Annotated in this window: 10 protein-coding genes and 4 tRNA genes; 5 read left to right on the plus strand and 9 right to left on the minus strand. The window is 44.2% G+C overall.

Annotated elements, in window-relative coordinates:
• A partial coding sequence (gcvT, locus tag RMO55_RS14510; protein WP_310427586.1) for a glycine cleavage system aminomethyltransferase GcvT occupies positions 1–535 on the plus strand: 535 nt, incomplete at its 5' end.
• Between the two features lie 123 nt (positions 536–658).
• On the opposite strand, the gene RMO55_RS14515 is transcribed toward gcvT, so the two are convergent.
• Both RMO55_RS14515 and RMO55_RS14520 read right to left on the minus strand, forming a co-directional pair.
• Entirely contained in the window at positions 659–1,132 is a 474-nt protein-coding gene (locus RMO55_RS14515; RefSeq protein ID WP_310427589.1) for a redox protein, read from the minus strand.
• 240 nt (positions 1,133–1,372) lie between these two features.
• Positions 1,373–1,915: a PadR family transcriptional regulator gene (locus tag RMO55_RS14520; protein ID WP_310427590.1), complete on the minus strand. Its 543-nt coding sequence runs from the start codon at positions 1,913–1,915 to the stop codon at positions 1,373–1,375.
• Between the two features lie 227 nt (positions 1,916–2,142).
• Here RMO55_RS14520 and RMO55_RS14525 point away from each other — a divergent pair, with 227 nt between their 5' ends.
• Together RMO55_RS14525 and RMO55_RS14530 are read left to right on the plus strand one after the other, a co-directional pair.
• Positions 2,143–2,589 carry a DUF4188 domain-containing protein gene (locus tag RMO55_RS14525; RefSeq protein ID WP_310427591.1) on the plus strand — a complete coding sequence of 149 codons (447 nt, stop codon included), beginning with the start codon at positions 2,143–2,145 and terminating at the stop codon, positions 2,587–2,589.
• Between the two features lie 57 nt (positions 2,590–2,646).
• Entirely contained in the window at positions 2,647–3,495 is an 849-nt protein-coding gene (locus RMO55_RS14530) for a leucine-rich repeat domain-containing protein (RefSeq protein WP_310427593.1), read from the plus strand.
• A gap of 47 nt (positions 3,496–3,542) precedes the next feature.
• On the opposite strand, the gene RMO55_RS14535 is transcribed toward RMO55_RS14530, so the two are convergent.
• The 6 genes from RMO55_RS14535 to RMO55_RS14560 form a co-directional block, all read right to left on the minus strand.
• The gene (locus tag RMO55_RS14535) at positions 3,543–5,207 is read right to left on the minus strand and encodes a TROVE domain-containing protein (protein ID WP_310427594.1); all 1,665 of its coding nucleotides are present in this window, start codon (positions 5,205–5,207) and stop codon (positions 3,543–3,545) included.
• A 226-nt stretch (positions 5,208–5,433) separates the two neighbouring features.
• Positions 5,434–7,110: a hypothetical protein gene (locus RMO55_RS14540; protein ID WP_310427595.1), complete on the minus strand. Its 1,677-nt coding sequence runs from the start codon at positions 7,108–7,110 to the stop codon at positions 5,434–5,436.
• 33 nt (positions 7,111–7,143) lie between these two features.
• Positions 7,144–7,215, minus strand: a tRNA-Glu gene (locus tag RMO55_RS14545).
• Positions 7,216–7,239: 24 nt separating this feature from the next.
• Positions 7,240–7,364: transfer RNA gene (locus tag RMO55_RS14550), tRNA-OTHER, on the minus strand.
• 29 nt (positions 7,365–7,393) lie between these two features.
• A tRNA-Asp gene (locus RMO55_RS14555) sits at positions 7,394–7,466 on the minus strand.
• 4 nt (positions 7,467–7,470) lie between these two features.
• Positions 7,471–7,593: transfer RNA gene (locus tag RMO55_RS14560), tRNA-OTHER, on the minus strand.
• 488 nt (positions 7,594–8,081) lie between these two features.
• Between RMO55_RS14560 and RMO55_RS14565 the strand changes: the two genes are divergently transcribed.
• Complete coding sequence (locus RMO55_RS14565) at positions 8,082–8,663, plus strand: TerD family protein (protein ID WP_310427599.1); 582 nt, start codon at positions 8,082–8,084, stop codon at positions 8,661–8,663.
• Between the two features lie 30 nt (positions 8,664–8,693).
• Complete coding sequence (locus RMO55_RS14570) at positions 8,694–9,302, plus strand: TerD family protein (RefSeq protein ID WP_310427596.1); 609 nt, start codon at positions 8,694–8,696, stop codon at positions 9,300–9,302.
• Here the strand turns inward: RMO55_RS14570 and RMO55_RS14575 are convergent.
• A complete protein-coding gene (locus RMO55_RS14575; RefSeq protein WP_310427597.1) occupies positions 9,299–9,685 on the minus strand; it encodes a DUF4349 domain-containing protein in 387 nt (128 codons plus the stop codon). The two genes, RMO55_RS14570 and RMO55_RS14575, sit on opposite strands and share 4 nt — an antisense overlap.
• Between the last annotated feature and the right edge of the window lie 472 nt (positions 9,686–10,157).

Here is a 10,157-nt window from a genome sequence, read left to right on the forward strand (position 1 = left end):
CCGCACTGGCTACACTGGCGAAGACGGATTTGAAGTGATGGTCGATCCCGAAACTGGGATTAAACTATGGGATGCACTGCTGGCATCTGGTGTAACGCCTTGCGGCTTAGGGGCACGGGACACCCTCCGATTGGAAGCAGCAATGTGTTTGTACGGTCAAGAGATTAGCGACACGACCACGCCCTTGGAAGCTGGCTTAGGCTGGTTGGTGCATCTGGAAACCAAGGGTGATTTTATTGGGCGCGATGTATTGGTACAGCAAAAAGCGGCGGGAGTCAGCCGGAAACTAGTGGGACTGAATATGCAAGGACGGTATATCGCTCGGCATGATTATCCGATCGTTATCGATGGTCAGCCCGCAGGTATTGTCACTAGTGGTACCATGTCACCGACACTCGGTCAAGCGATCGCCCTTGCTTATGTACCGACAACATTTGCCAAACTCGGACAAGTAGTAGAAGTCGAAATTCGCGGTAAACTCCACCCCGCGACTGTGGTGAAGAAGCCATTTTATAAATCTACCAATCGAGTCTAAATTAACTTGGAATGGGGATTAAAAAAACTCTGGCTTCCGAGATGGGCGGGATTTAACACCAATAATTAAAGCTAGATAGTTGAATCTACCTAGCTTAATAATTTTTGTCAATCCTCACCATCTTTACCACTGAAACCCATGCAATTTTGGTAATGGAGCCGAAGTAGAAGTCACCCGTAATAATCGCGGAATCGTGCCGCTATTATAGACTCTGAATTCACTCGCTACAGTAGCCTCAAGGTCGCGTACCGCTTGATTCATCACCGTCGAACCGTTTCGATCGGAAACCGAACGATGGAACGTGCCCCTGGGAATGCGCAGAATCTCTCGATCGCTCTCCAGTCGCACGATATGGTATGGATAATTCCAGGTAAAATTAACCAAATAAAATGTCCTCCCTCCCGATATCGCCAAGAGATTATCCTCCTGGTGGGGATGGAGATAAAATTGCCAATAGCCCTCATCACTATCGGGTGGACTCACAGCAGGGCCTTGATGGACTACCAAATCGCGCACATTCGACTCAGGCACGGTAATATCAAAAAACCGCACGCTGGGCGTATCTCGGAATTTTTTGTAGCTGACCATTTCAAACACGATCGGACCTCACACAAATAAATGTTGACTTACTTATCAGCGTCGCACATCTAATTTCATCAAACCGTCAGATCTGGACATTTTATGCATCTTTCAAGTTTTTAGCTAAAAGTATGTCCAAGAACTGGTTGACGATCCTAAATAATTTTTGCCCCTGTTAGCTAAATTGTATCAATCGATCGAAAACGATGTCCTGAGTATAATCCCTGGTTTTAGCTGCGATTTCATTGGCAAAGCCTCTCATCGAGAATCGTTTTCCAGCATCGCAATCGCCTGTTCGCACCAAGCCAGCCAACCATTTTCCACCTGAATCCCATTCAGCAGCGTCAGATAACGCAGTTCATCGGCTCCATCACATTTAGCTGAATCTCCAAAAACCTGACGTTCGATCTCCCGATAGGTATTTAAAGTCGCCTGATGTTGCGTGCGGTGATGTTGCAGTTCGATGAGGATCATCCGTCTATCTACCAAATGTCCTGCAAATAGCTTCACCAGTAAATCGTCCTTAATCGGACTTATCGTTCCTGGTTGACTAATCCACTCTCGCAAATATTCCTTCCCCGCTGTGGTAATCGACAACATCCGTTTGTCTGGACGATTTTCCTGTCGCACCAACTCCGCACTGAGATAACCTTGCTCTTCTAGCTTGCTAAGTTCTCGATAAATTTGCTGTTGTGTGGCGTACCAAAAGAAGCCGACGGAACCTGCAAACTGTTTTGATAAGTCGTATCCGCTGTAACAGCCATTACTCAATGTTGCCAAAATTGCATGGGATAGGGACATGAGGGGGGAATGGGGAATGGTTAAAGGGGAAAGGGGGGATCGCCGTTTGCAATAACAGGAAATTGGTTCGGGAATGCCACATTCGTTATTGACATACTCACTTTGTTGAGTATATAGTATCAAGTATCAATCTTACTCACTTTGTTGAGTATATATTTAGATTGGTATGTTCGATCGATTAAGACTTTAATCTTGCTCTCTCCCCCCTCTTTATTAGGAGTAAAATCATGGCTCGAATCATGGCTGGACGTTTTATGGCGCAAACTGATGAATCATTTGTGGTGTTTATGATTGGGATGCGAATCAACAACTTGTTAGCTATCTCCAAATGGCTACCAACTGCATCCGCGATGGGTCCGATGCTAAAGACACTACATCAACATCCAGAGCAAGGTTTTCTGGGTGCGGAACGATTCCTCTATCCACGTGGGGTAGGATTGGTACAATACTGGAAATCGAGAGCCGAGCTGACTCATTTTGCCCGCAATCCTAGCGATCTACATCTTAAAGCATGGCAGCAATTTAATCGATCGATTGGTGCTGATGGTAGTGTCGGAATTTGGCACGAAACCTACGAGATTGCGCCAGGAAATCACGAGTCAATCTATGTAAATATGCCTGTCTTCGGCTTAGCCGCAGCGACTCAACACGTACCAATGAGATCGCACCATTAGATTCGATCGATAGCTCTTCAGACTACTATAATTAGTTCTGCTATTTAACTTCAAGCTATGAAAGTTCAACAGTTTACTCGAATTGCGCTATCGATCGGTCTGATATATTCGATCGGGCGCACTATACCCACTAATGCCCAACAACCAAAATATACGACATTTTTAGATTGGTGTCAAAATCAAGGTACTATTTCTAGCGATCTAAAACATACAGTACAAAAATTACTGGGAAAAGTTAATACTACCGATTGTCAGCAGGGAAATAAAAGTTTATTGGCTCTGACAAGTCTCGATCTTCCTAGTAATGAGATAAGAAATATCGAGCCTTTAAGTAATCTGACTAACTTGCGATCACTTTTCTTGGAGTCTAATCAGATCGGCAATCTTCAAGCATTGAGCAGTCTCAAAAATTTAACTACGCTAGTTTTAGATAAAAATGAGATCGATAATATCGAACCATTAGCCAATCTTACCAATCTATCTGCACTGGATCTGCTAAATAATAAAGTTACTAATATTCAGCCTTTATCTAAGCTGACTAAGTTGAAAACACTTTCATTGGGATCTAATCGGATAAGTAATCTTCAATCATTAGGTAATCTTAGAAATCTTACCCTGCTAGTCTTAGATGGAAATGAGATCGATAATATCGAACCATTAGCTAACCTAACCAATATAGATGCACTGTACCTGTCAAATAATAAAATTACTAATGTCCAGCCTTTATCTAAGCTGACTAAGTTGCACGCGCTATCGCTCCGTTACAATCAACTTACTACCGTACAATCATTACGCAATCTACCTAATCTAGAATCTATTTCGTTGGAAGGTAATAAATTTGGTAATCTCACAGGTTGTCCTTTACAAAAGCCAAATATAAGTTGTATTTTTACACCAAAATTGTAATAAAGCGATCGACTAAAAAAGAGCCTGTAGCTTACAGGCTCTAAAAGTTATAATTCACCGCTAGCGATCGATTGAATCAATCTGGGCGTGCTAGGATCGAATCCAGCAATATCCCAATAATTCGGATCTTTTGGATCTACTAAAGAGATATTATTTGGCACGAGCGAGATATAAATCGCTTTAGCATCTCGATTCACTTTTTGACGATATTCTGCTAATGCTTGAGTAGGATGTTGATTTCCCGCCCAACTTTCACAATCCGTCCACAAGCAAATTACATCGGCATAGCAGTTATTTTTTATCATCCATCTAAAAGCAGCACTGGCATCGGTGTTTCCAAAGTTGAGATCACTAGCTTTTTTCATTGCCGAACTAAATGAGTCACTTCGGTTAATATTCAGATCGATAAAATTGGTGGAAAAACCACGAATCATGTAATTCTGTTCTGCTTTTGCTGATACTAATGCCATTGTGGTGGCAATTTCGCAACAGGTGAGATTTATCGAACTTACCGAGTAGGAAGACATCGAACCAGAGATGTCTACAGCGTGCATAAATACCTTACCAGTCGGCTCGATCGCGTCGAAAGACATTTCTAAAGCTGTTTCCAAAATATCTACGATCCGAGGTACTGGAGTCCAAGTTTTACTACTTTTCCCCAATCTACCGCCAGATTGATAGGTTTTGAGTGCTTTTAATACATCGATCGGGTGAATTCGTCCTTTGCGTAAGTGTTCTTTACTATTGAGGATACTTGCAACTCTGTTGAGATTTTTATTGGATTTTTTGGAGTAAGCCAAGACACCAATTTCGGTTAAAGAACCGAGATTTCGTAATAAAGCTCCGATCGGCATATCTTCAAATAATAGCTGCCAAGCTGATACATCCATTTTACCAACAGGTGCAGCCATTTCATGAGTCAATCGACCCTTGGAAATTGCCTCTGTGGTGCGCTCTGGATTGCGTTTTAACCATTCATACCACCAGATCTGATTCAATGCTGCTGTGGGCGGTGCTGGGGGCAATTCATCCCAACCATTTACGACCCATTTAAACAAGAGATCGCGATCTTCAGTTTGCGGTTTGGTATGAAATAATCGCAGGGCATCGCGATTGGAAAAACCGTGACGTTGTTGATATTTGAGCAATTGATAAGCAAGTGCTTTGGTATCGCCCTGTAACAACCAATTTTTACCAGCTTCGCGGACGATTTTACCGAAACCACGGACTGATTTGGTATAGTTCATCCACTCATAAAAGTGACTGGCTGTCCGCACGACTTGCGGGAAGATCGATTGAAAAGCTGTCTTAGCGGCGGGAGATTCGCCCATCGAGAGTAATACTAACGCCCAAATTGGCGCACTATTATTAATCGATCGACCATCAGAAGCATAGACGATTTCCTGTGCCACTCGATCGGGATCTTCGGCGATCGCCTGTTCTAAAACATCGACGAAATCGTTAGTCAATTCCCATTTAGTCGCGTAATAACTACCATTCCCAGTCCCAATTAACAAGCACCGCCGCAATGTCCGCCAGATCCCAGCCTTAAACATATAACCACCAGATTTACCTTGAATCATTTCTGATTCGCGTCCGGGAATTGGTTTATTTTGCGGATGCAATCGCGCTGAGGCTTCCTCAGCGTGCGTTGCACCAAGCAGGGGTGTATTTTGAGTTTGTTTGTTACCGAAAAAGAATTGATAAACCATTATTTTTAACCTCCTTCAGCCCGTGAGGGCAATAATGTAAAAGTGGATAGTGCAATGTTGGCTACGTTCATCATCCGCCCGCGACTAAAGTGCGGGCTAGTGGCTCAAGTCCACTTCAGTGGACTGTCAGATTCTTCAGTCCACTGAAGTGGACTTGAGCTATTAGCCTGGAGATTCATCCCCAGGTGGTGCCCAAATGAAGCTAGATTAGTTAACAAACACAACATCAATCCCATCGATCGAGTTGATACTTAACTTGCAAATTATTCCCAGTTGTTACGCGCAACAGGATCGAATCCCAAGTACCGCCCTTTTGCAAACCAATTCCACAAGCCGTCGCTTCATCTTTGCCTTCTAGCACCGCATCTTTGGCGTAAGCTTCCATCGTCGATCGAATCCCGTGATATTCACTCTTGAGTGATTCAGGGAAAAATCCAGCACCTTTTTGGTATTGTTTATCCTTGGCATTTTGCAGGAGCAAAAACGCCTTTTCACCTTTGTGGGCAAACTTTTCGGGCTGATTCCACAATGAAGGCTGAAGCACGATCGCAGTTACAGCACAATAAGTATTCGATCGTAAATTCCACGCTTTAGGTGACGAACCATTCGCGTAAAAATACCAAGTGACTGGATTGCGATACTCTGGCGTATCCCATTGAATAATCGGCGGAGCTTCAGGATTTTGGGCTGTAACCAATGCCATATAAGCTTGTTGACTGGTAGGCACAAAATACTCGATCGTTTTAGCCGTTGGCAAAATTGTTCGAGCAAACTTTTCCCAAGTCATCACGATCTGTGGAACATCGATCTGTTGCTGGACTTTGGTTGTAGCCGTCTGGAGATGACCGAAAATACCTTTGCGTTCGACTTTCGGCGCGGTGGGATTTGGCATCCACAGAGCCTGAAGATCTTCAAGCTTGGCAAATCGCCGATCTAAAGCACCTGCGGTTTGGAGCTGCTCGATAATTTTCTCAGCTTGGGCAATATTCCCCGCTTTTGGCGGTGATTGAGGGCGAAGATATTGCAACGGGTTCATTTTGGCATTAAATTTTTCGGCAATTTGTGAAAATGTCAGCCCCTCTTGAATATCTTCAAGCAGAGTACCGAGCATTCCGCTACGGATATGACAAAAGCCTGGAGGTGCATTTGCAACAGCCAACCAAGTCAGATTTTCCCGCAGGCGCGAGTTTCGAGCCGATTGTCGTTGCTGTTGGAGAGCCAAAAACCATTTGGCAATACCCAGACATGCTTCCGATCGATAGAGTGTTTCATTAGAAAGCAGGGAGTATGCTTGTGTTGCTACTTCAATCGGGAAATCTGCCAAACCCCGTAATAGCATCTGATATTCTTGCTGCTTTTGAGCGACGAGCTGGTAAATCGAATAAATCGTTGTAGACTCGAACACCAAATCTTTACCAGGAACGATCGCCAGATGCTCCCAGACACCCGTTACTGGAGTGCCCCAAGTTTGCAGATCCGAAAGAAATACATTGTCTATCGCCGCTCCAGCCACGACTGACGACAACTTACCGATAGCTGGCGCATAAACTTCAGGAACGAGTTCTGGATTCCACATTACCGGAATCGTTTTCCCATCTGGATCGATCGTCACAATCCCACCATATCGATCGACAAACTGCCGACAGCTATTACAAGTATGATGTTGACGGAAATCGGGGGGTAGTGATTCTAAGAAAATTTGGAAGAGATTGGTAGTAGCTGTGGTAAATAGATTTACCTTACCCTGTCGATCTTCAGTGACAGTTTTAAATCGCTCCCGAATCGACTGGCGCAGCAGATCGGAATAATGACAGATCTCTCGATTTGGTTGGCGATTCTCGGAACGAGAGGCTACGTCAACGATCGAGGGTTGAGATGAACGAGAAGATTCAGAAAAAGACATATTATACCTGCACTAGATAAATTTAATTAGTAGTACTCCCAAGGGGAATCGAACCCCCATTTTGGTGTAGAAAGCACCGTGTCCTAACCGTTAGACGATGGGAGCAAATTATGACCGATTAAGGTCATATGAAACTGGTAGGAATCGAACCTACGACCTCCCGCTTAGAAGGCGATAACCCTTGTTCTACGTCCCCAAGAGGCAAAAGGTGAAGAAGGATGTTTTTAGGTGCTCTACCACTGAGCTACAGTTCCAGAAATACCAACTCTCAGAGAGAGTCGGACGAGATTGACGGGATTTGAACCCGCGACTTTCCGCTAGACAGGCGGACGCTCTAACCACTGAGCTACAATCCCAAATTAGGAGTAGCAGGAATTGAACCTGCGAATGACTACACCCGATAACCCTCATTCTGTCGTCCCTGATGGGCAAATTAAGCGAATAAGGATAAGTAGTTGCCTTACCAAACTTGGCGATACCCCTTTAGGTAGTGAGGCGGGAGTTGCACCCGCATTTCCGACGATTCGAGGGGGGATTCGTAAATAGCGATAACCCTCAGATCTGCGCCCCTTGCGGGTAAAAATGGTACTTTGCTATTAAGCTACTCACTACATGAAGTTTGAATTTAATGCGGTTGGTTATGTCTTCATCTTGGTGGCTCCCGTTCGGCTGTGTTTGTTTCCATGAATACAGAATAGCCCCAGAGATCGACCCTAAGCTAACTCGCGATCGAATCGGCATAACATTTGCTAGGCAATCATTTCAGCCCTAGGGGAAAGATATCACCTCGGGGATACCCCGAACTTTGCCAGGAAATCTCAATCTTGGAGTTGTAGAAGAAGTAGAGAGTATGCGATCTCAATAGTTTGCCCAAATTTGGGAATACTTGAAGTAGTATGAAATCAGTAGTGCAAGATCGACCTCTCAAATCGATGAGAGTACCTAACGTATTAGCAAAGGACTATTTTAAGATGGCAGTATCATTAGCCAAAGGGCAACGCGTATCTCTGGATAAAATTGCCCCAGGATTGACCGAGATTTTCATTGGATTGGGTTGGGATGTCAAAGCCGTAGATACAGGAGTTGATTTCGATCTCGATGCTTCCGTATTCCTACTCGGTAGCAACGATCGATTAATTTCCGACAAACATTTCATTTTTTATAATAATCTCACCAGCCCAGAAGCGGCAAAATCTGTCGAGCATAAGGGTGATAATCTCACAGGTGCAGGAGCTGGCGACGATGAGGTTGTTGAAATCAAGTTAACGCAAGTTCCACCTGAAATCGAGAAAATCGTTGTCACAGTCACGATTCATGATGCTCAAGAACGCAAGCAGAATTTCGGTCAAGTTCAAAATGCCTTTGTTCGCATCGTCAATCTCCAAACCGAGCAAGAAGTCGTGCGTTATGACCTTGTAGAAGACTACTCGATCGAAACAGCTCTCATTATGGCAGAACTCTATCGCAAAGATGGTGAATGGCGACTAAATGCTGTCGGGGCTGGCTATCAAGGCGGTTTACAAGCATTACTCGATCGCTATCAACCGGCATAACAACTATCAATCGAACAGGAGGTGTCAATTATGGCAATTAGTCTACAAAAAGGACAGCGCATTTCTCTATCCAAGGAAGCACCAGGACTCACCAAGATTGTCTGCGGATTAGGTTGGGATGTCATCAAACGTGCTGGTGGTGGATTTTTTAGCAACTTTGGCAACAAAGCAGGCGAAGAGTACGATCTAGATGCTTCGGTAATTTGTCTCAATGATGCTGGCAAATTAATCGATAATCACAATATTATCTACTTCGGCAATCTCAGCCATCCTTCCGGTGCGATCGTCCACCAAGGCGATAATCTCACAGGTGCGGGCGATGGTGATGATGAAATAATTATTATCGATTTATCACGCATTCCCACCACCATTAGCAAACTAGTATTTGTGGTAAATATCTACGATTGTCAAGCTCGGAAGCAAGATTTTAGTCAAATCGAAAATGCCTTTGTGCGGCTAGTTAATACAGCTAATAACAAAGAACTAGCCAGATTCAATCTCTCAGGTCAAGATTATCAAGGCATGACTGGCATGGTTTTAGCCGAAGTCTATCGTCACAATGAAGAGTGGAAAATGGCCGCGATCGGCAATGGTGTTAGTGTCAATGGATTGAGCGAACTCGTTCAATCTTACACTTAATCATTTATATCAGTTACCAGAGCCATTACTGCGATACCCCCGACTTCTCCAAGAAATCGGGGGTATCGCAGTAATGGTCGAGATGTCCTAATCGCCACACAAGGTACCTTTAACACCAAACTTGCCTGACGGCGTTGACCGTTACCTTGAGGTCGCTCATCCTGAAAATCGTAAATGTCACCCTGTTTACTTTGCACCATCCGGCGCAGTTGTACCATCATTTTGTCGATCGATTCCCGTCGCAGCGAAAGATCGGCTGTTCTGATTAATTGAGGTTTTTGGGGGATCTGCACAGCAGATTTCGGTGCGCGGTTAGCCTTATTATTCGTAGCCTGACGATCTGCACTGACTGCGCCAGACACCTCACCGGCCATCGATGCCATCGGCGCACCCATCGAAGCTCATTCCTCTGTCGGTGCCCTACCACAGCTATTTAAAACCAGACTCCCACTATATAAGAGACTAACTAGCACTATCGATCGACAATCCAACCAGCGCAAATAATTCATCGTTCTCACACTCTATAATTGCTTTGAACTCGCTCTAGAGGTTTTACAAGAAAAAACCAAGCAATTACGTGCGTTTAGGCAACAATTCAACACTTGCTCCCAAAAATATCGATGAATTTGAAAAGTATTTTGCCAAAATATCTAGATAAAAGTCACTAAAAACTACTCAAACCCTTACGAAGCAACAAAGAGAACAAATTCAGGGAAAAGAGTTGACAAACCCCTGGAGTTCGAGTTATATTAATAAAGCGGTCGAGGGAAACAGCGAAACGCAGACGACGAAAGCCGCTGCCAGAGCCAATCTTTCCGCCCTGAACCTAGACAACTATATAGTTTGAAAGCCTAT

The organism is Chamaesiphon sp. VAR_48_metabat_135_sub (assembly GCF_031418915.1).
Lineage (GTDB): Bacteria > Cyanobacteriota > Cyanobacteriia > Cyanobacteriales > Chamaesiphonaceae > Chamaesiphon.

Coding starts and splice junctions, on each gene's coding strand:
- RMO55_RS14520 (WP_310427590.1), bottom strand. CDS start 1,915: ATGTCCCTATCCCATGCAATTTTGGCAACATTGAGTAATGGCTGTTAC.
- RMO55_RS14525 (WP_310427591.1), top strand. CDS start 2,143: ATGGCTCGAATCATGGCTGGACGTTTTATGGCGCAAACTGATGAATCA.
- RMO55_RS14530 (WP_310427593.1), top strand. CDS start 2,647: ATGAAAGTTCAACAGTTTACTCGAATTGCGCTATCGATCGGTCTGATA.
- RMO55_RS14535 (WP_310427594.1), bottom strand. CDS start 5,207: ATGGTTTATCAATTCTTTTTCGGTAACAAACAAACTCAAAATACACCC.
- RMO55_RS14540 (WP_310427595.1), bottom strand. CDS start 7,110: ATGTCTTTTTCTGAATCTTCTCGTTCATCTCAACCCTCGATCGTTGAC.
- RMO55_RS14565 (WP_310427599.1), top strand. CDS start 8,082: ATGGCAGTATCATTAGCCAAAGGGCAACGCGTATCTCTGGATAAAATT.
- RMO55_RS14570 (WP_310427596.1), top strand. CDS start 8,694: ATGGCAATTAGTCTACAAAAAGGACAGCGCATTTCTCTATCCAAGGAA.
- RMO55_RS14575 (WP_310427597.1), bottom strand. CDS start 9,685: ATGGCATCGATGGCCGGTGAGGTGTCTGGCGCAGTCAGTGCAGATCGT.